Genomic DNA, 24355 nt, shown 5'->3' with positions numbered 1-24355 from the left:
TATTCATGCGTTTGCACGCTTTTTTACACTATTTACGATTGTAAAGAAAACGCTACTAATATTCAAGGGCAAATTTGGCAAAATCATGATTTTACGATGAATCTATCTAGTATCTTTACCAATAATGGGAGCTGTATCCTTCATTATATCGCCAAAATTTATTCATCATTTGTATACATACTTTAAAAACAATATATGTCCTCAAAAAAGACTGCTAAAACAAGTACGTTTCAGCAGTCTTTTTCAATCTATTATAGATCTGTATACATTGGGAATTTGCTCGTTAACGCTTCTACACGCTTACGTGCTTCTTCTAATGCAGCTTCATTTTCATGATTTTTTAATGTATAAGCAATAAGTGCAGCAATTTCATCCATGTCTTCTAAACCGAAACCACGAGATGTTACAGCTGCCGTACCGATACGTACGCCACTTGTTACAAATGGGCTTGCTGTTTCAAATGGGATTGTATTTTTGTTCACTGTAATACCAACTTCATCTAATACGTGCTCTGCTACTTTACCTGTGATTTCTAAGTTACGAACATCAATTAAGATTAAGTGATTGTCTGTTCCACCAGAAACAAGTGTAAGTCCTTCTTTTTGAAGGCCTTCAGCTAAGCGGTTCGCATTATTAATGATATTTTGTGCATATGTTTTAAAGTCATCTTGAAGCACCTCACCAAATGCAACAGCTTTTGCAGCGATTACATGCATAAGTGGGCCACCTTGAATACCAGGGAAGATTGATTTATCAATTTGTTTTGCAAATTGCTCTTCACATAAAATCATACCACCTCGTGGACCACGTAATGTTTTATGTGTTGTTGTTGTAACGAAATGTGCATGTGGTACTGGGTTTGGATGTAAACCAGCAGCTACTAAACCAGCGATATGTGCCATATCAACCATTAAGTATGCGCCCACTTCATCCGCAATCTCACGGAATCGTTTGAAATCGATAACACGAGGGTATGCACTTGCACCTGCTACGATTAATTTTGGTTTATGTTCTTTCGCCTTTGCTAATACATCATCGTAATTAATACGGTGAGAGTCAGCATCCACGCCATATTCTACGAAATTATATTGTACTCCACTGAAGTTAACAGGGCTTCCGTGTGTTAAGTGACCACCATGAGATAAATTCATACCAAGTACTGTATCGCCTTGCTCTAGAATTGTGAAATATACTGCCATGTTCGCTTGTGCACCAGAATGTGGTTGAACATTTACGTGCTCTGCACCGAAAATTTCTTTTACGCGATCACGTGCGATATCTTCTACTACGTCTACGTGTTCACAACCACCGTAGTAACGTTTTCCAGGATATCCTTCAGCATACTTATTCGTTAAAACAGAACCTTGCGCCTCCATTACTGCTTCACTTACGAAGTTCTCCGAAGCGATTAACTCAATCTTTGAACGCTGTCTTCCTAGTTCTGCCTCAATTGCAGCAAATACCTTTTCATCTTGACGTTTTAAATGATCCACCAAAATCCCCCTTTTCTGAACGAATTACATCAATTCCCAACAGTTTTTTCTTATTTATTCAGAAAAAACGAAAATTCAGGTTGTAATTCTTTCGAACCTTCATGTTTTCAACTACATTCTAACATGACTTTCTATATCATAAAAGAAAAAAAAGACCGAAAATCGGTCTTTTCTTTCTTCTATTATAAAGTCAGACAACATACCTTTTATCCTATGATAAAAAGCTGCTATATGACTTCCTCATTTTTCGCATTTAACGGCAAGTAATCGTTTCTTCCTCCGCTGCATAAACAGCACGTGCTCCACCTATTAGTTTTCCACGTGTTTTCGCCATCGTTACATGTGCATTTCCAATTTCCTTCACACTTGTACGAACTGGAACAGCTACATGCTTTAAATGCATACCAATAAATGTATCACCAATATCCATTCCAGCATCCGCTTTAATAAATTCAACTACTACCGGATCTTTCAAATTGTGATACGCATATGTCCCCAATGCACCACCTGCTGATCTAACAGGCGTAACTGTTACAATTTCAAATTGATATTTTATCGCTACTTCTCTCTCAACTACTAAAGCACGGTTTAAATGCTCACAACATTGGAACGCTAACTCAATACCTGTTTGCTCTTGAAATTGTTTTAACTCAGAAAAAATCGCCTCTGCTACTTCCATCGTTCCTGATGTTCCAATTCTTTCTCCTAGCACTTCGCTCGTGCTACACCCCACTACAAAAATTTGACCACTTTGCAATGAAGCTTGTTCTTGGAAATCAGAAAGCGATATTTGTAGCTGTTCTCTTACCTTTACGATTTCTGTCATTACGCCTCTTCCTTTCACAGGTTGGTTCACCAAATTATATTTCACACTACTGATAGTTAGAATCTATTACTTTGTTTCGTATGTTTTAATTTTTCCTACGCGGTTTTCGTGACGGCCACCTTCATAGTCAGTTGTTAACCAAATTTTTGCGATATCACGCGCTAGACCAGCACCAATTACACGCTCGCCCATTGCTAGCATGTTAGTGTCATTATGCTCTCTCGTTGCTTTCGCACTGAAAGTATCATGAACTAACGCACAACGAATACCGTTTACTTTGTTTGCCGCGATTGACATACCGATGCCTGTCCCACAAACTAAAATACCACGATCCACTTCACCATTTGCTACCATTTCCGCTGCTGGAAATGCAAAATCAGGGTAATCAACAGAACCAGCTTCACATTCACAACCTAAATCAATATATTCAATATTTAATTCTTCTAATAAACTTACAAGTTCTTTACGGATATTCATACCGCCGTGATCAGATGCTATTACTACTTTCATTTTTACCCCTCCAAAGTTTCAACCAATTATCTTCATTTCACACTCGCTACCTCAATAGGACGAAGTGATCTCCAATATCGTATTATACACGAAACATCAACCCTCTGAATGTTTTTTCAGTAAAGTTTGTACAAGTTTTTCCATCTCATCTAACGTTTCTTTATAAATAGAAAGCGATCCTCCAAAAGGATCTGAAATGTCTTTACCTATACCTTCAGTTAGTCCATATAATGTATTCAACTTCTTTTCAACACTCGGATAGTGACCAAGTACAATTTGCTTATGATTTTCTGTCATCGTTACGACAATATCAGCCCAATCAAGCAAAGCTTCATTTACCTGCTGCGCGGCATGATCGATTGAAATTCCTTTTTCAGCTAAAGCTTCCTTCGCATATATCGATGCATCGCTTCCAGGATAGGCGAAAACACCAGCAGATTGCACTTCAAACTTATCTCCTCCATGATGACGAAGTAACGCCTCAGCCATCGGACTACGACATGTATTGCCAGTGCAAACAAATAACACTCGTTTCATCCAAACCCACCCCTTATATTGTATCTTTTCCCTTTAATAATAGCTTACATTAGGATGGAACAAAAGAAATGTGAATATACAAAAGGCGCATTTTTCTAAGAAAAATGCGCCTATCCACATATATGTGAAACCCTATTTCCAAGTGCCTAGAGTATTTTAACATACCTACTAAACATACAACAAAAAATAAGGAATCCATTTCATATGAAACGGATTCCTTTTATACAACAATTATTTCATTGTAACTTTCATTACTTCTGTTGAACCTTTTGTAGCTGTTACACCTACAGTTGTCTTAATAGACTCAGCTGCATCTGTGTTTGTAATAACGATTGGAGTAATCGTGCTTTTCGCTTTTTCACGGATTAATTCTAAGTCGAATGAGATTAATTTATCTCCAGCTTTTACAGCTTGTCCTTCAGAAACGTGAGCTTCGAAACCTTCGCCTTCCATTTTTACAGTTTCTAATCCAACGTGGATTAAAATTTCTGTACCGTTTTTCGCTTTAATTCCGATAGCATGTTTCGTGTGGAATAATTGTACGATTTCACCATCAACTGGAGATACAACTACACCTTCAGTAGGATCGATTGCAACACCGTCACCCATCATACGACCAGCGAATACTGGATCTGGTACTTCTTCAATATTTTTCACTGCTCCAGTTAATGGAGCTACAATTGTTTCTTCATTTGTTTTTGAACCAAGACCGAATAATTTTTTAAACATAGGATAGTCCTCCTTATAATTCACCTAAAAGTTTATAGGGCAATCCCTAGTAAAGCTCGGGATACATGTAAGACTTCATACTTCGAATATTATACTGTAAAAACGCTTTCGAAATAAATTACGTCATTACTAATAGACTCTTATTGTAGCGCTTCACAAAATTCCAGTCAATTCTGATTGTCTGAATAACAATAAGAAGTTAACTTCTACTTATATTTTCTCTTTTTTCGCCAAACTTGTCTAGAGGTCTTTACTACATTTTATTTTTTGTCGTTAATTTGTAAAATTTAATTCAAACTTTTTTCGAAATTCACTTGACTAAAGTAAGTAACTATTTTATCATTACTTACGTAAGATAAGTTAATAAACTTTCAGGAGGTTTTCAAAAATGATGGATTTCGGTCTTCTTATTATTCGTCTTATTATAGGAATTACATTCATGGGTCATGGTGCTCAAAAATTATTCGGTTGGTTCGGTGGTTATGGCTTAAAAGGAACAGGCGGTTGGATGGAATCAATCGGTTTACGCCCTGGTGTATTTATGGCATTTATGGCTGGTGCAACTGAATTACTAGGTGGTTTCTTATTCGCATCAGGTATTTTCACTGTAATTGGTTCATTATTTATCGTTGGAACAATGTTAATGGCAATCTTCACTGTTCACGGAAAAAATGGTTACTGGGTAACACAAGACGGATTTGAATATAATTTAATGTTAATCGCTGTCGCTGTTGGTGTCGCTTTAATCGGGCCTGGCGCATACGTTTTACTTTAATATTTATCTCAATTTCAAGATGTTTACTTAAAAAGAGATTACTTCAGTATAATTGAGGTAATCTCTTTTTTACATCATTAAAAAAATATTATTTCCAGCAGGAGTTTCCCACTAACATCTTGTAAACAAACAATAAGTCGTCATATTCAGAAGGGAGATTTTAAACATGTTATCAATTAATCCAAATGAACAAACGGAAAAAGAGAATTACAAATTATTAACGGGCAGCATTATTCCACGTCCCGTCGCATTCGTTACTTCTATAACAAAAGACGGTGTATTAAATGGAGCGCCTTATAGTTATTTCAATATTGTTGCTGCTAATCCACCACTTATTTCAGTTTCTGTACAACGAAAAGCAGGAACACCGAAAGATACTTCCCGAAACGCAATGGAACAAGGAGAGTTTGTTGTACATATTTCTGACGAATCTTACATAGAAGCGATTAATGAAACAGCAGCTAACCTTCCGCCAAACAAGAGTGAAATCGAACTAGCAAAACTAACACCAATTAAAAGTGACGTCATCTCTGTTCCAGGTGTGAAAGAAGCGAACATTCGAATGGAATGCGTATTAGAACGCGCAATTCCTCTTGGCGGAACGGAAGACTCACCAGCTTGCGATCTACTAATCGGACGCATCGTTCGTTTCCACGTCGCAGAACACCTATACGAAAAAGGCCGCATTCACGCAGAAGGACTAAAACCAGTAAGCCGTCTAGCAGGACACAACTACGCAAAACTAGGAGAACAATTTGAATTAGTGAGGCCAGTTTAAAAGCAGAAGCGGCTCGCTCAGAATGGGAGGGGGATGGAGCTTCTGACGTAGAGGCGCTTTTTGCCTCGTAGGAAGACGCGAAGCCACCGACCATTCTAGCCGCTGGAACTGGATAATATTTTAAAGCGGAAGTGGCTCGTTCAGAATCGCAGAGCATTGGAGCTCTCGACCTTGAAGCGCTTTTTGCTTCATGCGAGAGAGCGAAATGACCGGAGATTCTAGCCGCTGGAGCTGGATATATCTAAAAGCGAAGGTAACTTAATTACTTCCATCACTCAATGATAAAATCCCCCGCTAAGAAGCGGGGGATTTTATTTTTATAATTCTTCCTTCTTTTCCTCTAAAGTAGGCAATTTCTCTTTTTTCGGTTTCCCAAGCTTAATTACTAAGAAATATAGGGAAAGCAATGTAATAAGAAAAACAATTAAAAACGGGTATGGAGAATAAAAAGTACGCGCTGCCTCAGTCTTCCCCGCAACAAACTTCAATGACTCAATATCTAAAAACTCAGCAAACATTTGTACACCGAGCATACTAAACCAAAAAACAAAAAAACTAATAATAATACCAAAAACTTGCTTCAATCTCGTCATTCATCTCATCCTTTCTATATCTGTAATTTTTAGTGCAATAAATATAGTACAAACAAAATATGCACAGAAAGGAACCATCTCACCATTCACGAATTAACTTAATCCAACCTAACATCGAAATTTGCAAAATAATACCCCAAATTATAAGTCTTCTTAGCCATCGAGGAAAGAAGGTTAAAAACTTAACATACCATTTCAATAGCGGGTTCATAATTCCCTCCTACATAAAATTATATAGGAAAAAGGATATATAATCCAAATCCAACCAGAATGATACCACCTACTATCTCACCATATGTACCGAGTATACCTTTCGCATGTCTACCAATTAATAAACCAAACCACGCTAATAACATGCTAATAAATCCAAAAAGTAATATTGTAATAATCGTTTGTGCTCCGTAAATACCAAGACTAAGGCCTACCGAAAAGCTATCTATACTGACGCCAAATGCAAATACAAATAAACTAATTCCAATAGGAGCTGTTCTAGTCTCTTCGTTTTCCAAAATAGACGAATATACGATATAAAACCCTAGACCAATTAATAAAATAGCACCTGCAAAATGTGCAATGTCCCCATACTTCTCTGATAAAAAACGACCTAATACCATTCCTATAAATGGCATGATAATATGAAAAATCCCTATCGTCATACCGATATACAGGATTTGTCTTAACTTTAAGGTCATCATCCCCATACCAAGACTCACCGAGAACGCATCCATCCCTAAGGCGAATGCCATAATTATTAAAGGTATTAGCTGTTCAAACGTCATTCATGTCCCTCCTCGGACGTGCTACTTCAAAATATGCTTATCCGAGGAGAAATATTCTGTTTGCTAATCGTACCTTATCATTCAGTAATAATATGATGTCCTGCCGCTTTTGTTAAGCGATTCATAATTGCATTCCCTATTCCGTCATTCGGGAACGACTCACTAAAAATAACATCCACTTCACTTGCATCAAACGTTCTAAGTACATCATATAATTTAGTCGCAACGCTAGCTAAATCACTTCGCATACCACAAGATAATACGACATCTGCACTATATACATGCTGATACTCTTCTGTCGTTAATACACCTACTTTAAATCCTTCTTCCTTCTTCTTATCCACAAGACGCTGAATAAACTTACGTGATCCTTCAACAATACTAAGTGGCGCTTTCGGTGCATAATGTGTATATTTCATTCCAGGTGATTTCGGTTTTTCCTTCTCATCCTTTAAAGCTGGATCTAAAGAAACAGTACCTATTACTGCTTCCAATTGTTCTTTCGTAATCCCGCCTGGACGTAAAATTGTTGGAATCTCACTTGTACAATCGATTACAGTTGATTCAACGCCTACTCCCGTTGCCCCACCATCAACAATACCTGCAATCTTTCCATTCAAATCTTCATATACGTGAGAAGCTAATGTTGGGCTTGGACGCCCTGAACGATTCGCACTCGGTGCTGCAACCGGTACATTCGCCTCCTCAATAAGAGCGAGCGCTACTGGATGATCCGGCATTCTTACTCCAACCGTATTAAGACCTGCCGTCACCTTCTCAGAAATACCTTCTTTTCTTGGCAAAATAATCGTTAATGGTCCTGGCCAAAAGTGTTCCATTAACTTCTCCGCAACCGGCGGAATTTCATTTACAATCCCATCTAACTGAGATTTTGTACCTATGTGAACAATAAGTGGATTATCACTTGGTCTCCCTTTTGCTTCAAAAATTTTCGCAATTGCTTCATCATTCATCGCGTTTGCACCTAGCCCATATACCGTTTCCGTAGGGAAGGCAACCGCTTCGTTTTCTCTTAATAGTCTTGCTGCTTCTTGTAACTGTGGATAATATTTTTTTCTTTCCACAACATTATCCACAACCCACATATTTGTGTGCATTTTTTTCCACGTCCTTTTCTACCCTGAAATACTTGTCTATTTTTAGTTTACTATGATATTTATCCAAAAGACAAACAAGGTTTATCCACAAAATGTGGATAAACCTAATTAATCCGTGGATAACTTTGTGAATAGCTGACAATTTAGTATTATTGCATTCGGCTCTTTTATATTTTTACAAAAGTGTTCTAGCTGTCGAATTCCCTCTGGCACTTTCTCTCTCTCTATAGTGACAAAGTCAAAAAACTGAAAGATTGTTATAGATTGTGGATGATTTGTTAGTAAGTACAATTGTCGAATATTTTTTTCTTTCATATACTGCAAAAACATTTCAAAAAAATATAAGAAAGTCTGTTTATCCACATGAGGTGTGAATAAACAAGAACGAATAAGTGCATTTTCTTCACTTTGTTCATATCCAATTACAGCTCGTATTTCTTCCGCCTCTTCCAAAATCATAAATTGTGCGTATAACTCATTTATTTTATCATCTTTTTTATTAGCTTGTCCGAAAAAAGAATGTAATCTTTCTACATCCTCTTTCTTAGCAAAATACACTTTCTTCATAATAAATCCCTCCTCATCTTTATATATGAGAAGGGACTTGTTAATAGTACTATTTAGAAAATAAAGATGTAAAAGCTTCTACAATAAATAATTTAACTTCCGGCTTTTTCTCTTCCTCTTCTACTTGTACATACTCATTTTGTTTTTCTTGCTTTTTCTCCACAGGTTTCTCCACTTTTTCCACTGTTTTTGTTTCTTCCTTACTTACATGCTGTTCTTCTACTTTTATTTCACTTTTTACTACTTTCTTTTCAGAAGCTGTTACCTTTTTTGCTACTTCCTGTTTTACAACTTTCTTTTCCTTCACCTTATCCTCTTCTATCTTTGGTGAATCGACTATATCCTCTTCAGCTGGTTCCACTTGATCTTCTTCAGGAGATTCAGCCTTCACAACATGCTCTTCTTTTCTTACAGCTGTACCACTTGAAAAATCTAAGAAACACATTGGAGGAAATAACACACACCACCAATTTGCCCCTTCACCTTTCCCAATTGTAATGAGTACTGCTTCATATTCTCCTGCTGGATAAATAAAGTTCCCATATACCTTTGTAGGAAATTTTACATTCTTACCAAATTTCACTTGGAATGACTCTGTACTACCTTCCTTTTTTAGCGTGTTTTCCACTGTTTTTTCGATTTCTGGAATATGACTTTGAATTACCTTTCGCGCCTCTTCAAATGACGTTAAATCTGCTACCCATCCATCAATTTGCGCTTTTACTTCATCGCGTACTTTACGCTTTAACGCCTGATCTTTATCTGAATCACTATTTGCTAAAATTCGTAATCGAACGGCCTCTTTCGGAATAACAGAAGGCCCTTTCGCATCAGCTTTCATATATCCAAACTGCACAAGTAACTGTGCACCAATTAATAATAGAAGAAGATAAGCAATAACTTGTTTTTTCATTTCCTCCACCGTCCCCTCTACAAACAGTGTGGACAGACTTTCATCTTTCTAAACTATTAAATTCAAAATCTATATGAATTTTCCCCACAAAAAAAATGGAGTAAGGTGTGGACCTTACTCCATCTCTGCAAATACCATACGATCTTTTCCGTTAATATCAAAAACAACTTCAACATGAGCATGCGGAAAGGCTTGTTGTAACAATTCCTTTACATCCTCACCTTGCCCTACTCCAATTTCAAATGCCACAATTGCTTTCTTCTGCAACACGTTCGGCAATTCTTCCATAAAACGGCGATAGAAATCTAATCCATCTTCACCGCCAACAAGCGCTCTCTTTGGCTCATACTCTTTCACAACAGGAGAAAGACCACGCCAATCCTCTTCTGGTATATATGGAGGGTTTGAAACGACAACATCTAACTTTTGATCTATTTTATAAAATGGTGACAATAAATCACCGTGATAGAACGTTACTTCTGCACCCAAAGATTTTGCATTTTCTTTTGCAACTTCAATCGATTCTCGTGCAATATCTACCGTATACACATGAAGATTTTTATTTTCTAAAGCGAGCGTAATAGAAATTGCTCCACTACCTGTACCAATATCCGCTACATGAAGTTTCTCATTACCAAAATGACGCTCAATTCTCTCTAGCACTCCTACTATAAGCTCTTCCGTTTCAGGCCTTGGTATTAATACCTCTTCATTCACAAAAAACGAGCGTCCATAAAACATTTCATAACCGAGCATATATTGGATTGGAATACCTTCCACGTGCTTGTGGATAAATTCTGCAAAACTTTTCTCTTGCTCCGCGGTTATCTCTTCACGCATATTCATGAGCATTCCTGTTCTGTTCGTCTTTAATACATGACAAAGGACAAGTTCTCCCGCATTTTCATCTCGTCCATTTTCCTGTAAAAAAGAAGAAGCCCATTTCAGGGCTTCATAGACACGCATTACTCAGCTGCCTCCATCTTTTGCGCCTGATCTTCCATCACTAAGGCATTGATGAAATCATCTAACTTACCTTGTAGGATTTGATCTAGCTTTTGAATCGTTAAGCCGATTCGATGGTCAGTAACACGGTTTTGCGGGAAGTTATACGTACGAATACGCTCTGAACGGTCTCCCGTACCAACAGCTTGTTTACGGTTTTGATCGTACTCAGCTTGCGCTTCTTGTCTGAATTTATCATAAACACGTGCACGTAATACTTTCATTGCTTTTTCTTTATTCTTAATCTGTGATTTCTCATCCTGACAAGATACAACTACACCAGTCGGTAAATGCGTTAAACGTACCGCTGACATCGTTGTATTAACGCTCTGTCCACCAGGACCACTAGAAGCAAATGTATCAACACGAACATCTTTTTCATGAATAGTAATTTCTACTTCTTCTGCCTCTGGTAATACAGCTACAGTTGCTGTAGATGTATGAATACGTCCACCAGATTCCGTTTCAGGAACACGTTGTACACGGTGAGCACCATTCTCGAATTTCAGCTTCGCGAAAGCACCTTTACCGTTAATCATAAAGATAATCTCTTTATATCCACCTAACTCTGTATAGCTCGCTTCGATAATTTCAGTTTTCCAACCTTGCACCTCAGCATAACGGCTATACATACGATATAAATCACCAGCAAATAAAGCTGCCTCATCACCACCAGCAGCACCACGAACCTCCACGATAACGTTTTTATCATCATTAGGGTCTTTTGGAACAAGTAAAATTTTCAGACGTTCTGATAATGTTTTCTCTTGTCCTTCTAATTCAGAGACTTCTTCCTTAACCATTTCACGCATATCAGCGTCTAACTTATCTTCTAACATTGCTTTTGCATCTCGTAATTGCTCACGAACATCTTTATACTCACGGTACACCTCTACCGTTTCTTGCATATCAGATTGTTCTTTTGAATACTCACGAAGCTTATTTGTATCGCTAATAACCTCTGGGTCACTTAACAATTCATTTAACTTCTCATAACGATCTTCTACAGCTTGCAAACGATCTAACACATCATTCACCTCTACATCCTAGTATCTAATACAAATAGTATATGGTACTTACTCAAAAAAACGCAAATTATATTTAAAAGCGCAAGCGGCTTGCACCACTCATTCTCTCTATTTTGAAAAAAACCCGCCCTACAAAGCGAGTTTTACTTATTTTTGTTTTCAGGAACTGCATGACAATGACGACAACGTGGTTCGTACGATTCTGAAGCTCCAACTAAAATAATCGGATCATTAAATGCCGCCGGCTCTCCATCAATTAATCGTTGTGTACGACTTGCCGGAGATCCACATGCAGAGCATACTGCTTGCAGTTTTGTTACGTGTTCAGCAATCGCCATCAGCTGAGGAACTTGTCCAAATGGTAGACCACGGAAATCTTGGTCTAAACCAGCTACAATGACACGATAGCCACGATTTGCCAATACTTGCACCACTTCCACAATGTCCCCATCAAAAAATTGCACCTCATCGATTGCAATAACATCCAACTCTTCTGTAATATGTTCAAATATATCCTTTGAAGCTGAAACAGGAACTGCTTTTACCTTTAATCCGTTATGTGATACAACATCTTCTTCACTATAACGATTATCAATATATGGTTTAAATACAATTGCATGTTGTTTCGCAAATTGCGTGCGGCGCACACGGCGGATTAGCTCTTCTGATTTACCAGAAAACATACTACCGCAAATCACTTCAATCCAGCCATTTTGATTTATTAAGTACATGAAGCTCTCCTTTCATCTACTTTTTAGTTAAAAGCAGGGTAAAGGTATAATATTTTCGCAAAAAAAACAGACAAGCGAATACATACACTTGCCTGTTTTATGTTTTTATTACTTGATACCGTATTTCTTATTGAAGCGATCAACGCGTCCGTCTGCAGTAGCAAACTTCTGACGTCCAGTGTAGAATGGGTGAGAATCAGAACTGATCTCAACTTTTAGTAATGGATAAGTGTTACCATCTTCCCACTCAACAGTTTCGCTAGAGCCTTTAGTAGACCCGCTTAAGAATTTGAAGCCTGTGTTTGTGTCCATGAATACAACTTTCTTGTAATCTGGGTGAATTCCTGCTTTCATTCTTTTCATCTCCTTCCGCCCTGAATCATTTTCGAAACAGAGTTTTTCATCTTCAGCTGCATACACAACTATATTGATGAAACACATATGATGAAATTATAACAAGGCTAACTTCATTTTGCAACTACCTGTTTTTGTCTTTTTAAATTAAAAGTGGAGACGGCTCGTTCAGCTCTGACTGGCTAAGGTTCTCTCGCACAAAAGGTGCTCTTTACCTTTAGTGCGGGAGGTTCTTAGACACGAAGAGCTAGCCGTCAGAACTAGATACAATTTAAAAGCAGAAGCGGCTCGTTTAGAATCGAGGACACTTCAAACTCTCGACCTTGAAGCGCTTTTTGCTTCGAGTGAGAGAGTGAAATGACCGGAGTTTCTAGCCGCTGGAGCTGAATATTACCTTAAAGTGGAGGTGGCTTGCTTAGCTCTGACCAGCTAAGGTTCTTTCGCCCTAAAGGTGCTTTTTACCCTTCGGGCGGAAGGTTCTTAGATGCGAAGAGCTAGCCGCTGGAGCTGGATACTACCTTAAAGTGGAGGCAGCTCGTTTAGCTCTGACCGGCTAAAGTTCTCCCACTTACTTCTCCCTTTAACATCACCTAAAAAACATAAAAAAACTCGCTTACTACGAAATAAGCGAGTCCCAATCTTTTCCCTTTACTTAGTTGTTACATACCTTTTCGAGTCTGCAACAATGTTTTGTAAAAATTCTTCATTTGTCTTTGTTTGACGAAGTTTACGTAAGAAACCTTCAACGAAGTCTGGTGTATCACGCATTGTTTTACGAATACCCCACAACTTGTCTAAATGCTCTTTCGGAATTAATAGGTCTTCTTTACGCGTACCAGAGCGACGAATATCAATCGCTGGGAAGATACGACGCTCAGCTAATGAGCGATCTAAGTGAAGTTCCATATTTCCAGTTCCTTTAAATTCCTCGTAAATTACATCGTCCATACGAGACCCTGTATCAACAAGCGCTGTTGCTAAAATCGTTAAGCTACCGCCCTCTTCAATATTACGCGCAGCCCCAAAGAAACGCTTCGGTCTATGGAAAGCCGCTGGGTCGATACCACCCGATAATGTTCTACCACTTGGCGGAATAACGAGGTTGTAAGCTCGCGCTAAACGGGTAATACTATCCATTAAAATGATAACGTCCTTTTTGTGCTCTACAAGACGCATTGCACGTTCTAACACAAGTTCAGCTACTTTAATATGATTTTCTGGTACTTCATCAAAAGTAGAACTTACAACATCACCCTTAACAGAACGTTCAATGTCTGTTACTTCCTCTGGACGCTCATCAATTAGAAGCACAATTAATTCTGCTTCTGGATGATTTGTTGTAACACTGTGTGCAATTTCTTTTAATAGACTTGTTTTACCCGCCTTTGGAGGCGCAACAATTAAACCACGTTGTCCAAATCCAACTGGTGCAATTAAATCCATGATGCGTGTCGGTAACTTTTTCGGTTCCGTTTCCAATTTCATTTGGCGATCTGGGTATAATGGTGTTAATGCAGGGAAATGCACACGCTCTTTTGCTGACTCTGGATCATCTCCGTTTACAGCTTCAACTTGTAATAATCCAAAATAGCGTTCATTTTCTTTCGGAGGTCGTACTTTACCAGAAACCTTATCTCCATTACGTAAATCGAAACGACGAATTTGCGAAGCTGAGATATAAATATCTTCTGAGCTTGGAGAATAGTTGATAGGACGTAGGAATCCAAATCCTTCTGATTGAATAATTTCTAATACGCCTTCCATGAAAAAGAAACCTTCTTTTTCTGCTCGAGCTTTTAAAATGGCGAAGATTAATTCTTTTTTCGTTAATTTGCTATAATACGAAATCTTAAATTCTTTCGCAAGCTCGTATAACTCTTTTAATTTCATGTTTTCTAATGCTGCAATTGACAAATTCATTCAGACACCACACTTTAACGTTATTCTCTTTTCACATGGGTAAAGGGAAAAAATACGGAAGGCAAATAATTAATAATGAAAGGCAATAAGTTCAAGTAGGGTAATATTCACTATTGTAACCCTTTTATCTAGTTTTAATCAATACGTTGGGACACAAATACAATAAGCGAAGACAAGAAAATTTGTCTTCGCTTATTATTTAATCTAGTTTTAACAACTAGAATGGTCGGTAGCTTTGCTTCTTCCATTCTGAACGAGCTGCTTACGCTTTTTATTTAATAACCAAGTTCGGTTTTTTATTTAAACTATGGCGTCCGTCTACGAAACGTACTGTACCTGATTTTGCACGCATAACAAGAGATTGTGTTGTTCCAACGCTACCTTTAAATTGAACACCTCGTAACAATTCTCCATCTGTTACACCTGTTGCTGCAAAGATTGCATCGTCACCCTTTACTAAGTCTTCCATACGAAGAATACGATTTATATCTTCAATACCCATTTTTTTACAACGAGCTAATTCAGCTTCATTTTGAGGAAGAAGCTTTCCGTGGATTTCTCCACCTAAACATTTTAATGCGACAGCTGCTAATACTCCTTCAGGAGCCCCACCAGAACCGAATAAAATATCTACACCTGTACGGTCAAATGCTGTATTGATTGCTCCAGCTACATCTCCATCGTTAATCAATTTAATACGAGCACCAGCTTTACGAATTTCTTCGATAATTGCTTGATGACGTGGACGGTTTAAAACTGTTGCTACAACATCTTCAATATCCTTGTTTTTTGCTTTCGCAACTGCACGTAAGTTATCAATAATAGGTGCATCAATATCAACGGCTCCAACTGCTTCTGGACCAACCGCGATTTTATCCATGTACATGTCAGGAGCATGTAACAAATTACCATGATCTGCAATTGCAATAACGGCAAGTGCATTCCATCCGCCAGCTGCTACAATGTTTGTCCCTTCTAAAGGATCAACTGCAACGTCTACGCGCGGCCCATACCCTGTACCTAATTTCTCTCCGATATACAGCATTGGCGCTTCATCCATCTCACCTTCACCAATTACAACTGTACCTTTCATCGGAATTGTATCAAATACATCACGCATAGCTGACGTTGCTGCACCGTCTGCTTCATCCTTTTTCCCGCGTCCCATCCAACGCGCTGATGATAATGCTGCAGCCTCTGTTACACGTACTAACTCCATAGATAAACTTCTTTCCACGATAATCCCTCTCCTTTAAGCCTTTATATTTCTGCCGTATTTTGTGAACTTTATTTTTCTATAAAGTGTACTTCCGCAAATAGTGATACTTCGCTCCCCACTTGCGGAAGTATCACTTATGCGTTCTTCAGCTCTTCAATTTCTTGCTCTGTCATTTGTTCTCGCCAAATGTTTGCACCAAGCCCTTTAAGCTTGTCTACTATATTTTCATAACCTCGATCAATATGCTCAAGTCCGGTTACTTCGGTAATTCCATCCGCCATTAATCCTGCAATAACAAGCGAAGCCCCAGCTCGTAAGTCACTCGCCTTCACTTTTGCACCTTGTAATAAAACAGGACCAGTTACAATTGCCGAACGACCTTCTACTTTAATTTGTGCATTCATACGACGTAATTCATCAATATGTTTGAAACGAGCGCCGTAAATTGTATCCGTTACAACTCCCGTCCCGTGCGCCTTTGTTAAAAGCGTCGTAAACGGCTGTTGTAAATCTGTTGCGAAACCTGGATATACAAGCGTTTTTATATCAACTACTTTTAACCTTCTATTACCGTTCACTTTAATTTGATCATCGTTCGTTTCAACTTGAACACCAGCTTCTCTTAGCTTTGCAGTAACTGACTCTAAATGCTGAGGAATAACATTATCAACTGTTACTTCTCCTCCTGATGCCGCTCCTAAAATCATATACGTACCAGCCTCAATACGATCTGGAATGATAGTATGGTGACAACCATGCAGTGAGTCCACACCATCAATTCGGATTACATCTGTACCAGCACCTTTAATGCGTGCTCCCATGCTTGTTAACAATGTAGCTACATCAATAATCTCAGGTTCTTTCGCTGCATTTTCAATAACAGTTCTACCTTTTGCTCGGACAGCTGCTAGCATAATATTAATCGTAGCCCCTACACTAACAACGTCTAAATAAATACGCGCCCCGCGCAATTCATCTGCTCTTAAATAGATAGCACCTTGTTCATTCGTAACATGTGCACCTAACGCTTCAAACCCTTTAATATGCTGATCAATTGGCCTCGGTCCTAAATGACATCCACCTGGAAGCCCAATAACAGCTTTTTTAAAACGACCAAGCATCGCACCCATTAAATAATAAGAAGCACGCAACTTTTTCACTTTTCCATTTGGTAAAGGCATCGCAACCATGTTAGAAGGATCGACTACCATCTCTTCCTCCTGCCCATATGTTACTTTCCCTCCAATTTCCTCTAGTAAGTCTCCTAACATTTTCACGTCCGAAATATTAGGAACTCCACCAATGGTTACTGGAGTATCTGCTAAAATTGTCGCTGGAATTAGTGCAACAGCGCTGTTTTTCGCACCACTCACTCGAATTGTTCCATTTAAAGCTCTTCCGCCTTCAATTAGCAATTTTTCCATATTGAGCTCCCTTCTTGTGAATGTATTTACCTTCTAAATTCTTTATAAAAAGAATTAGAAGATTCCCCTTAAGAATCTCAATCACTCTTTCCATCCCAAAACTCAATAAATAGGAAACCATTATCTCCATTTCTCCTGTATTCCGAATAGATAAAGATTAACTATTCATCGAGCAAAATTTATCAATTTAGATACGTTATCACATTTATTAATAGGACTATGCACATTATTTTCTATTTCAAAAACGAAATGATAAAAATCTTTAGACTTGTTCACGCTTTCATTATACAACGAAAGGAAACCGTCTAAAAGACTAGACGGTTTCCAAAACGGAATTTTATTCTTACGCTTTACCGTTAGAACCGAATTCGCGAATTTTACCAGCAACAGTTGCTTTGATAGCTTCGCGGCCAGGTCCAATATATTTACGAGGATCGTAAACTTCTTGATCTTTGTTTAATGCTTCACGAACAGCTTTTGTAAACTCAATTTGGTTCTCAGTGTTTACGTTAATTTTTGAAGTACCTAAAGAAATAGCTTTTACGATATCAGCAGTTGGGATACCAGTACCACCGTGTAATACTAAAGGTACGCCAGTGAAGTCGCGAACTTGCTCCATTTCTGCGAATCCTAAGTTAGGCTCACCTTTGTAAGGACCGTGTACAGAACCTAAAGCTGGAGCTAGGCAGTCGATGCCAGTTGCTTCAACAAGGTGCTTACACTCTGCAGGATCAGCGTAAATTACGCCTTCAGCGATGATATCATCTTCTTGTCCGCCAACTGTTCCAAGCTCAGCTTCAACAGATACGTTACGAGCGTGTGCGTATTCTACCACTTTTTTAGTAGTTTCAACGTTTTCTTCGAATGGGTGGTGAGAAGCGTCAATCATTACAGATGTGAAACCTGCATCGATTGCTTCTTTACATTTTTCGAAGCTTGAACCATGGTCAAGGTGAATCGCTACAGGAACAGTAATGTTCATTTCTTCGATTAAAGCTTTAACCATAGCTACAACTGTTTTGAAACCAGTCATATGACGAGCTGCACCCTCAGATACACCTAGGATTACAGGAGATTTTTCTTCTTCCGCAGCAGCTAAGATAGCTTGAGTCCACTCTAAGTTGTTCATGTTGAATTGACCAACTGCGTATTTTCCTTCTAGTGCTTTGTTTAGCATTTCTTTCATAGAAACTAAAGGCATGGTGAATCCTCCTAAAAAACGTTTTTTGTATCCGATAAATTCTTATCGCTGGTAGTATGACCAGAATAAGGTAAAATATGTATATTTACATACCGGACTTTTTTCTACACTCAATAGGATAACAACTTGTACTCAAAAACTCAACTGTATTCACCTGCTCAATAGTCCATGTAAACGCTTTTTTCCATATTTTTTATAAAAAATTCATTTTTTACGCCTCTACAGCAAGCTCATTTCTCACCGCTTGACGAATTTCATCAATATCAAATGGTTTAGCAAAGTGCATTAAAGCTCCTAAATCTTTTGCCTCTTGGATCATATCAAGCTCTCCATAAGCAGTCATTAAAATTACTTTAATACTCTCATCAATTTCTTTTACATGCTTTAAAATCTCTATACCATCCATACCTGGAATTTTCATATCTAACACAACTAAATCTGGATTATCTTTTTTCACGATATCTAAAGCTTGAAATCCATTCGCTGCTTGGAACGTCTGATAACCTTCTTTTTGGAACACTTCATGTAATAACACACGAATGCCATATTGATCATCAACGATTAAAATTTTCCCTTCCATAACTCCCAACCTTTCTGTATAAATACAAGATTTAAAGCTTCTTATATCTTAACGATTTATTTTCGCTATTCTTTGGCAAATTCCTTCCTATTCTTTCTTATTTTACCGTTTCCTTTTTTGTTATGCTACCCTACGATTTCACCTTTCTAAAAAAATACACTATAATGAAAGCCGGCGAACACGTACGAAGGGAGTAACATTATGTTAAAAATTTTTTCAACTCAATTAAGTGGTTATTTCTCCAGAGTTTCTCAAAAAGAGGAAATGAATATAGAAGATAGCGCTCGTCTACTTGCTCAAGCATTAGTTGGCGATGGCTTCATTTATTTACATGGTACAAATGAAATGGATGGTGTTGTTGCTGAAGCACTATTCGGTGCTGAACCAATGCAGCAAGCAAAACGTTTATTTGAAAATGATAAAGAAGCAGAAGTAACTTCTGCAGACCGTGTACTTCTTATTAGCCGTTTTTCAACAGATGAAGAAGCGGTAAGTATTGCAAAAAAACTTCAAGAAGAAGGCCACTCTATCGTTGGAATCTCTGCTATTCAAGAAGGTATTGAATCACTGGAACAATATACAGATGTACATATTGATACAAAACTGTTAAAAGGTCTTATTCCAGACGATGAAGGTAATCGCTACGGATTCCCAAGTTTAATGATAGCCTTATTTGCTTATCACGGATTGAAATTTACAATTGATGAAATGTTAAACGAATATTAAAAAAAGCGCCCTATTTCAGGCGCTTTTTTATTACTTGCTCTCTTTATTCGTAATAGAAGCACTTACGAAATCATGGAACAATGGTTGTGGACGGTTTGGACGAGATACAAGTTCTGGGTGGAACTGTGCTGCCACGAACCAAGGATGATCTTTTAATTCAATGATTTCAACTAGGCGACCGTCTGGGCTTGTACCAGAGAATACAAATCCTGCTTTTTCCATATCCGGACGGAATTGATTGTTGAACTCATAACGATGACGATGACGCTCATATACAACTGGCTCACTGTAAGCTCTATAAGCATTCGTTTCTTCAGAAAGCTTACATGGGTATAGACCAAGACGAAGTGTACCACCTAAGTCTTCTACATCTTTTTGCTCTGGTAATAAGTCGATGATTGCATAAGGTGTGTCAGGATTAATTTCAGAAGAGTTAGCTCCTTCTAATCCTAATACGTTACGTGCAAATTCGATTGATGCAAGTTGCATACCTAAGCAAATTCCTAAGAATGGAACTTTGTTTTCACGAGCATATTGAATTGCAACGATTTTACCTTCTACACCACGATCTCCAAAACCACCTGGCACAAGAATACCATCTGTGTCACCAACTAATTCTTTTACGTTCTCTGCTGTTACGTGCTCAGCGTTTACCCATTTCACTTCTACATCTGTGTCGAATGAATAACCTGCATGACGAAGTGCTTCTACAACAGAAATATATGCATCTTGAAGCTCTACGTATTTACCAACAAGAGCGATTTTTGTTTTCTTAGAAAGGTTACGTACTTTATCAACTAGCGCAGTCCACTCTGTCATATCTGCAGCTGGATTGTCTAATTTTAAGTGATCGCAAACAATTTGGTCCATGTTTTGCTCTTGAAGAGATAATGGAACCGCGTATAAAGTATCTGCATCGCGTGCTTCGATAACTGCTTTTGTATCAATGTCACAGAATAATGCAAGCTTGTCTTTCATATCTTGAGAAACAGGCAGTTCTGTACGAACAACGATAATATTTGGTTGAATACCTAAGCTACGAAGCTCTTTAACGCTATGTTGCGTTGGTTTTGTTTTCATTTCACCCGCTGCTTTTAAGTACGGGATTAACGTACAGTGAATGTACATTACATTGTCACGACCGATGTCGCTCTTAATTTGACGGATTGCTTCTAAGAATGGTAGAGACTCGATATCACCAACAGTTCCACCGATTTCTGTAATAACAACGTCCGCATTTGTTTCGCGACCAGAACGATATACACGTTCTTTAATTTCGTTAGTAATGTGAGGAATAACTTGAACTGTTCCTCCTAGATATTCACCACGACGCTCTTTTTGAAGAACTGAAGAGTAAATTTTACCTGTTGTTACGTTGCTGTATTTGTTTAAGTTGATGTCGATAAAACGTTCATAGTGACCAAGGTCTAAGTCCGTTTCTGCACCATCATCTGTTACGAATACCTCACCGTGTTGGTATGGGCTCATAGTCCCTGGGTCTACGTTAATGTACGGATCAAACTTTTGAATCGTTACGTTTAAACCACGATTTTTTAAAAGTCTTCCAAGAGATGCTGCTGTAATACCTTTACCTAAAGACGATACTACACCGCCTGTTACAAAAATATACTTAGTCATGAAAAAGCTCCCTTCTACCTTGTTGTTATATAATCACCGTTGCAAAGCGCAACGTATGTAGATAACACTGTATCTATCTTATTGTTAGACTCTTTTTGTATTCTAAACAAAAAACAAAAAAGAAAATTGCTCCCCTCATCACAAAAAGTAACAAGTAGGGAGCAATTTTCTTTTATATTTACACTTTAAAAGTATTATCGTCCTTTTTTAAAGAGCCCAAAAATGATTCTACATGGACGATAATGAAAAGTCAAGAACTACAGTTCTTCCTCTTCTTCTTCAGTTTCATCATACTCAAGTTCTTCTTCAGCGAAGTCATCTTCATCATCTTCATCTAAATCATCAAGATCATCGTCATCTCCGTCTTCTTCTTCAAGAACCTTGTCCAAATCTTCTACTTCTTCTTCCTCTACATTTCCGTCTGCATCGTCGAAGTCATCTTCGTCTTCCATGTAGTCGTCAAAACCGTCCTCTTCAACTTTACGTTTCTTCTTCGGTTTTGGCTGAGGCAGAATTTCTTCATCGATTTGCTCATATGGGTACCAGCTACGTAGTCCCCAACGATTTTCTCCTAAATTAATGAAGCGTCCATCGATGTTTAAATCTGTATAAAATTGTGCGAGTTTCGCATTAACTTGCTCTTGAGATAGTCCCAGCACTTGAGCGATTTCTTTAACCAACTCGTTGAATGTCGTTGCTTGTCTTTTATCCCCTAAAACGCTATGTACAACTTCAATCATTGAACATTCTTTTAGCTCTTCTGGTGAATATTGCTTAAAATTCACTTATGCGGCACTTCCTTTCATCAAATATAACCTTATATATAACGGTCTGCTTAAAAAAATCCATACTATTCATTATAAACAAAAGTCGCACAAATATGCTACAAAAAAAACGGGAAACTTTTATCCCGCTATTTGCGAGCAGTAAAACTCCCGTCTCAACATTCGGCTGGAGCAAAGAAGTTAGGCGGAAGCCCCGCTACCTGTAAACGCCTGATTTGTGAAGGCTACTAATCGGCTTTGGATGAATACCCTCACTTTATATGGTAATAAAATTATAATTTGTCCATTCCTTACTTCGGAAGCATATGCGCCCCTTGCAACACATACCTAATTTGCATTTCTGTATATTCTTCGAGCGTATACAGTTTTTGCAGCGCCCAACGTCTAAATCCCCACATCTGTCCTTGTATGAAAATGTTATGTGCAAGAAGCTGTATTTCTTTTTTATTTAATATAAATGTTCCATTTTCTGTACATTGTTCTAAAATATTCTCAAACATTCCTACCATTTGAAACTCTTTCTCTAGTACGTATGGGAGTGATTCTTTCGGTAAAAACCGTACTTCTTGATACATGATTAATACTTCTTCTTGCAATTCGTCCATCACTTTAAAGTAATTTGTTATCGCTATCTTTAAACTGTCTATACTTCCCTTCTCCGTGCATACTACTTCCTCTAATCGTTCTTTTACATGTTCATAAATACTATCACAAACTAAATATAATACGTCATCTTTCGTACGAATGTATTCATATAGTGTTCCGATACTAAATCCGGCCGCTTTTGCAATCTCTCTCGTTGTTGTACGCGGGAATCCTTTTTGCTTAAACAGTTGCACCGCACCTTTAATCATTTGTTCACGCCTTAACGCAACTAGTTTTTCATCTTTTACTGACGCATGCACATTATGTTTAACCATCCCCTTCACCTCTCTCTATTATTTTTTGGAAGGAAAAAGCGTAGGAAAATACCTACGCCTTTGCCCCTACTTCGTTAACATACGAGAAATTACGAGCCTTTGAATTTCTTGTGTTCCTTCATAAATCTGTGTAATCTTTGCATCTCGCATATAACGCTCTACTGGATAATCTTTCGTATAACCGTAACCACCAAATACTTGCACAGCTTCAGTCGTCACCTTCATCGCTGTATCACCTGCAAATACTTTTGACATCGCTGATTCCTTCCCATACGGAAGCCCTTCCGATTCAAGCCACGCAGCTTGATATGTTAAAAGGCGCGCAGCCTCTACATCCGTTGCCATATCCGCAAGTTTAAAGCCAATCCCTTGCTGCGCCGCAATCGGCTTTCCAAATTGATGGCGCTCTCTTGCATATTCTACAGAAGCATCTAAAGCCCCTTGTGCAATACCAACTGCTTGTGCAGCAATACCGTTACGACCGCCATCTAACGTTTGCATTGCAATCTTAAATCCTTGCCCTTCTTCTCCTAGTAGGTTTTCTACAGGAATACGGCAATCTTCAAACATAATTTCAGTCGTTGGCGAAGAGCGAATCCCTAGTTTACTTTCCTTCTTCCCAACCGAAAATCCTAGTGTATCGCTTTCCACAATAAATGCGCTCGTGCCGCGCTGCTTCGATTCAGGATTTGTTAACGCAAAAACAACATAAATGTCAGCAATACCGCCATTTGTAATGAAAATTTTCGATCCATTTAATATGTAATGGTCTCCATCTCTTTTGGCGATTGTCTTCATTCCACCAGCATCTGATCCAGAACTCGGTTCCGTTAAACCGTATGCACCAATTTTCTTCCCTTCAGCCATCGGTCGCAAAAACTTTTGCTTTTGCTCCTCCGTTCCGAATTTAAAAATCGGCCACCCAGCAAGTGAAGTATGAGCGGACAGCGTTACACCTGTAGAAGCACAAACGCGTGATAATTCTTCGATCGCAATTACGTACGCTAAGTAATCGCTTCCAATTCCACCATACTCTTCAGGCCATGGAATACCTGTCAAACCAAGCTCCGCCATATGATCAAATAGCTCGCGGTCAAATCTCTCTTCCTCATCACGCTCAGCTGCCGTTGGTGCTACTTCGTTCTTAGCAAAATCCCGAACCATTTTTCTTATCATTTCATGTTCTTCTGATAATTTAAAATGCAT

26 protein-coding genes are annotated in these 24355 nt (G+C 38.3%); 3 read left to right on the top strand and 23 right to left on the bottom strand.

The features are described from left to right. Window positions 1–251: 251 nt before the first annotated feature. The 5 genes from glyA to JDS95_RS17735 form a co-directional block, all read right to left on the bottom strand. Window positions 252–1493 carry a serine hydroxymethyltransferase gene (glyA, locus tag JDS95_RS17755; protein WP_000349812.1) on the bottom strand — a complete coding sequence of 414 codons (1242 nt, stop codon included), beginning with the start codon at window positions 1491–1493 and terminating at the stop codon, window positions 252–254. A gap of 253 nt (window positions 1494–1746) precedes the next feature. Continuing rightward, a complete protein-coding gene (locus JDS95_RS17750) occupies window positions 1747–2337 on the bottom strand; it encodes a TIGR01440 family protein (RefSeq protein ID WP_002045951.1) in 591 nt (196 codons plus the stop codon). A gap of 48 nt (window positions 2338–2385) precedes the next feature. Beyond that, the gene (gene rpiB, locus JDS95_RS17745) at window positions 2386–2829 is read right to left on the bottom strand and encodes a ribose 5-phosphate isomerase B (protein WP_000869542.1); all 444 of its coding nucleotides are present in this window, start codon (window positions 2827–2829) and stop codon (window positions 2386–2388) included. Between the two features lie 96 nt (window positions 2830–2925). Further along, entirely contained in the window at window positions 2926–3366 is a 441-nt protein-coding gene (locus JDS95_RS17740) for a low molecular weight protein arginine phosphatase (protein WP_000832365.1), read from the bottom strand. 231 nt (window positions 3367–3597) lie between these two features. After that, window positions 3598–4095 carry a PTS sugar transporter subunit IIA gene (locus JDS95_RS17735; RefSeq protein WP_000473666.1) on the bottom strand — a complete coding sequence of 166 codons (498 nt, stop codon included), beginning with the start codon at window positions 4093–4095 and terminating at the stop codon, window positions 3598–3600. A gap of 388 nt (window positions 4096–4483) precedes the next feature. Between JDS95_RS17735 and JDS95_RS17730 the strand changes: the two genes are divergently transcribed. Further along, window positions 4484–4870 carry a DoxX family protein gene (locus tag JDS95_RS17730; protein WP_000968621.1) on the top strand — a complete coding sequence of 129 codons (387 nt, stop codon included), beginning with the start codon at window positions 4484–4486 and terminating at the stop codon, window positions 4868–4870. Window positions 4871–5036: 166 nt separating this feature from the next. Beyond that, window positions 5037–5648 carry a flavin reductase family protein gene (locus JDS95_RS17725; RefSeq protein ID WP_000949061.1) on the top strand — a complete coding sequence of 204 codons (612 nt, stop codon included), beginning with the start codon at window positions 5037–5039 and terminating at the stop codon, window positions 5646–5648. Between the two features lie 317 nt (window positions 5649–5965). On the opposite strand, the gene JDS95_RS17720 is transcribed toward JDS95_RS17725, so the two are convergent. The 14 genes from JDS95_RS17720 to spo0F all read right to left on the bottom strand — a co-directional run bounded on the left by JDS95_RS17720 (window position 5966) and on the right by spo0F (window position 19080). Further along, window positions 5966–6241: a DUF3935 domain-containing protein gene (locus tag JDS95_RS17720; protein ID WP_000197483.1), complete on the bottom strand. Its 276-nt coding sequence runs from the start codon at window positions 6239–6241 to the stop codon at window positions 5966–5968. A 230-nt stretch (window positions 6242–6471) separates the two neighbouring features. Further along, entirely contained in the window at window positions 6472–7020 is a 549-nt protein-coding gene (locus tag JDS95_RS17715; RefSeq protein WP_000142481.1) for a manganese efflux pump MntP, read from the bottom strand. Between the two features lie 77 nt (window positions 7021–7097). Further along, window positions 7098–8138, bottom strand: a complete 1041-nt coding sequence (locus JDS95_RS17710; protein WP_000557366.1) for an L-threonylcarbamoyladenylate synthase — start codon at window positions 8136–8138, stop codon at window positions 7098–7100. Between the two features lie 108 nt (window positions 8139–8246). Continuing rightward, window positions 8247–8705, bottom strand: coding sequence for a GNAT family N-acetyltransferase (locus tag JDS95_RS17705; protein ID WP_000758428.1), 459 nt, complete (start codon window positions 8703–8705; stop codon window positions 8247–8249). 49 nt (window positions 8706–8754) lie between these two features. After that, on the bottom strand, window positions 8755–9618 hold the full coding sequence (gene spoIIR, locus JDS95_RS17700) for a stage II sporulation protein R (protein WP_000745079.1): 864 nt from the start codon (window positions 9616–9618) through the stop codon (window positions 8755–8757). Between the two features lie 114 nt (window positions 9619–9732). Beyond that, window positions 9733–10584: a peptide chain release factor N(5)-glutamine methyltransferase gene (gene prmC, locus JDS95_RS17695; RefSeq protein WP_199690702.1), complete on the bottom strand. Its 852-nt coding sequence runs from the start codon at window positions 10582–10584 to the stop codon at window positions 9733–9735. Next, on the bottom strand, window positions 10584–11651 hold the full coding sequence (gene prfA, locus JDS95_RS17690; RefSeq protein WP_000887062.1) for a peptide chain release factor 1: 1068 nt from the start codon (window positions 11649–11651) through the stop codon (window positions 10584–10586). The genes prmC and prfA overlap by 1 nt, the downstream gene beginning before the upstream one ends. A 143-nt stretch (window positions 11652–11794) precedes the next feature. Continuing rightward, window positions 11795–12382, bottom strand: a complete 588-nt coding sequence (locus JDS95_RS17685; protein ID WP_000280869.1) for a thymidine kinase — start codon at window positions 12380–12382, stop codon at window positions 11795–11797. Window positions 12383–12490: 108 nt separating this feature from the next. Then, entirely contained in the window at window positions 12491–12736 is a 246-nt protein-coding gene (locus tag JDS95_RS17680) for a type B 50S ribosomal protein L31 (RefSeq protein WP_000643435.1), read from the bottom strand. Between the two features lie 648 nt (window positions 12737–13384). Next, window positions 13385–14656 (bottom strand): transcription termination factor Rho, encoded by a 1272-nt coding sequence (gene rho, locus JDS95_RS17675; protein WP_001053898.1) that lies wholly within the window; start codon window positions 14654–14656, stop codon window positions 13385–13387. 271 nt (window positions 14657–14927) lie between these two features. After that, window positions 14928–15893, bottom strand: coding sequence for a class II fructose-bisphosphatase (glpX, locus tag JDS95_RS17670; RefSeq protein WP_000442336.1), 966 nt, complete (start codon window positions 15891–15893; stop codon window positions 14928–14930). Window positions 15894–16009: 116 nt separating this feature from the next. Continuing rightward, window positions 16010–17299, bottom strand: coding sequence for a UDP-N-acetylglucosamine 1-carboxyvinyltransferase (murA, locus tag JDS95_RS17665; RefSeq protein WP_000413250.1), 1290 nt, complete (start codon window positions 17297–17299; stop codon window positions 16010–16012). A gap of 343 nt (window positions 17300–17642) precedes the next feature. Continuing rightward, entirely contained in the window at window positions 17643–18500 is an 858-nt protein-coding gene (locus JDS95_RS17660; RefSeq protein WP_001131849.1) for a class II fructose-bisphosphate aldolase, read from the bottom strand. 211 nt (window positions 18501–18711) lie between these two features. Further along, entirely contained in the window at window positions 18712–19080 is a 369-nt protein-coding gene (gene spo0F / locus JDS95_RS17655) for a sporulation initiation phosphotransferase Spo0F (protein ID WP_000398594.1), read from the bottom strand. Between the two features lie 201 nt (window positions 19081–19281). On the opposite strand from spo0F, the gene JDS95_RS17650 reads away from it, so the two are divergent. Continuing rightward, complete coding sequence (locus JDS95_RS17650) at window positions 19282–19806, top strand: DUF2529 domain-containing protein (protein ID WP_000912396.1); 525 nt, start codon at window positions 19282–19284, stop codon at window positions 19804–19806. 30 nt (window positions 19807–19836) lie between these two features. Here the strand turns inward: JDS95_RS17650 and pyrG are convergent, their stop codons facing one another. From pyrG to acdA, 4 genes are all read right to left on the bottom strand, one after another. After that, complete coding sequence (gene pyrG, locus JDS95_RS17645; protein WP_000170441.1) at window positions 19837–21444, bottom strand: CTP synthase; 1608 nt, start codon at window positions 21442–21444, stop codon at window positions 19837–19839. A gap of 257 nt (window positions 21445–21701) precedes the next feature. Then, entirely contained in the window at window positions 21702–22229 is a 528-nt protein-coding gene (gene rpoE, locus JDS95_RS17640) for a DNA-directed RNA polymerase subunit delta (RefSeq protein ID WP_061529768.1), read from the bottom strand. 290 nt (window positions 22230–22519) lie between these two features. Beyond that, window positions 22520–23149 (bottom strand): TetR/AcrR family transcriptional regulator, encoded by a 630-nt coding sequence (locus JDS95_RS17635; RefSeq protein WP_000238592.1) that lies wholly within the window; start codon window positions 23147–23149, stop codon window positions 22520–22522. Between the two features lie 66 nt (window positions 23150–23215). After that, window positions 23216–24355 (bottom strand): acyl-CoA dehydrogenase AcdA, encoded by a 1140-nt coding sequence (gene acdA, locus JDS95_RS17630; RefSeq protein ID WP_000545537.1) that lies wholly within the window; start codon window positions 24353–24355, stop codon window positions 23216–23218.

Origin of the sequence: Bacillus cereus group sp. N24, assembly GCF_016483345.1 — a bacterium.
In the GTDB taxonomy this organism is placed as follows: Bacteria; Bacillota; Bacilli; order Bacillales; family Bacillaceae_G; genus Bacillus_A; species Bacillus_A toyonensis.
This window is presented reverse-complemented; position numbering and strand designations above follow the sequence as displayed.

Coding starts and splice junctions, on each gene's coding strand:
- rpiB (WP_000869542.1), bottom strand. CDS start 2,829: ATGAAAGTAGTAATAGCATCTGATCACGGCGGTATGAATATCCGTAAA.
- JDS95_RS17740 (WP_000832365.1), bottom strand. CDS start 3,366: ATGAAACGAGTGTTATTTGTTTGCACTGGCAATACATGTCGTAGTCCG.
- JDS95_RS17735 (WP_000473666.1), bottom strand. CDS start 4,095: ATGTTTAAAAAATTATTCGGTCTTGGTTCAAAAACAAATGAAGAAACA.
- JDS95_RS17730 (WP_000968621.1), top strand. CDS start 4,484: ATGATGGATTTCGGTCTTCTTATTATTCGTCTTATTATAGGAATTACA.
- JDS95_RS17725 (WP_000949061.1), top strand. CDS start 5,037: ATGTTATCAATTAATCCAAATGAACAAACGGAAAAAGAGAATTACAAA.
- JDS95_RS17720 (WP_000197483.1), bottom strand. CDS start 6,241: ATGACGAGATTGAAGCAAGTTTTTGGTATTATTATTAGTTTTTTTGTT.
- JDS95_RS17715 (WP_000142481.1), bottom strand. CDS start 7,020: ATGACGTTTGAACAGCTAATACCTTTAATAATTATGGCATTCGCCTTA.
- JDS95_RS17710 (WP_000557366.1), bottom strand. CDS start 8,138: ATGCACACAAATATGTGGGTTGTGGATAATGTTGTGGAAAGAAAAAAA.
- JDS95_RS17705 (WP_000758428.1), bottom strand. CDS start 8,705: ATGAAGAAAGTGTATTTTGCTAAGAAAGAGGATGTAGAAAGATTACAT.
- spoIIR (WP_000745079.1), bottom strand. CDS start 9,618: ATGAAAAAACAAGTTATTGCTTATCTTCTTCTATTATTAATTGGTGCA.
- prmC (WP_199690702.1), bottom strand. CDS start 10,584: ATGCGTGTCTATGAAGCCCTGAAATGGGCTTCTTCTTTTTTACAGGAA.
- JDS95_RS17685 (WP_000280869.1), bottom strand. CDS start 12,382: ATGTACTTAATAAATCAAAATGGCTGGATTGAAGTGATTTGCGGTAGT.
- JDS95_RS17680 (WP_000643435.1), bottom strand. CDS start 12,736: ATGAAAGCAGGAATTCACCCAGATTACAAGAAAGTTGTATTCATGGAC.
- rho (WP_001053898.1), bottom strand. CDS start 14,656: ATGAATTTGTCAATTGCAGCATTAGAAAACATGAAATTAAAAGAGTTA.
- murA (WP_000413250.1), bottom strand. CDS start 17,299: ATGGAAAAATTGCTAATTGAAGGCGGAAGAGCTTTAAATGGAACAATT.
- JDS95_RS17660 (WP_001131849.1), bottom strand. CDS start 18,500: ATGCCTTTAGTTTCTATGAAAGAAATGCTAAACAAAGCACTAGAAGGA.
- spo0F (WP_000398594.1), bottom strand. CDS start 19,080: ATGGAAGGGAAAATTTTAATCGTTGATGATCAATATGGCATTCGTGTG.
- JDS95_RS17650 (WP_000912396.1), top strand. CDS start 19,282: ATGTTAAAAATTTTTTCAACTCAATTAAGTGGTTATTTCTCCAGAGTT.
- pyrG (WP_000170441.1), bottom strand. CDS start 21,444: ATGACTAAGTATATTTTTGTAACAGGCGGTGTAGTATCGTCTTTAGGT.
- JDS95_RS17635 (WP_000238592.1), bottom strand. CDS start 23,149: ATGGTTAAACATAATGTGCATGCGTCAGTAAAAGATGAAAAACTAGTT.
- acdA (WP_000545537.1), bottom strand. CDS start 24,355: ATGCATTTTAAATTATCAGAAGAACATGAAATGATAAGAAAAATGGTT.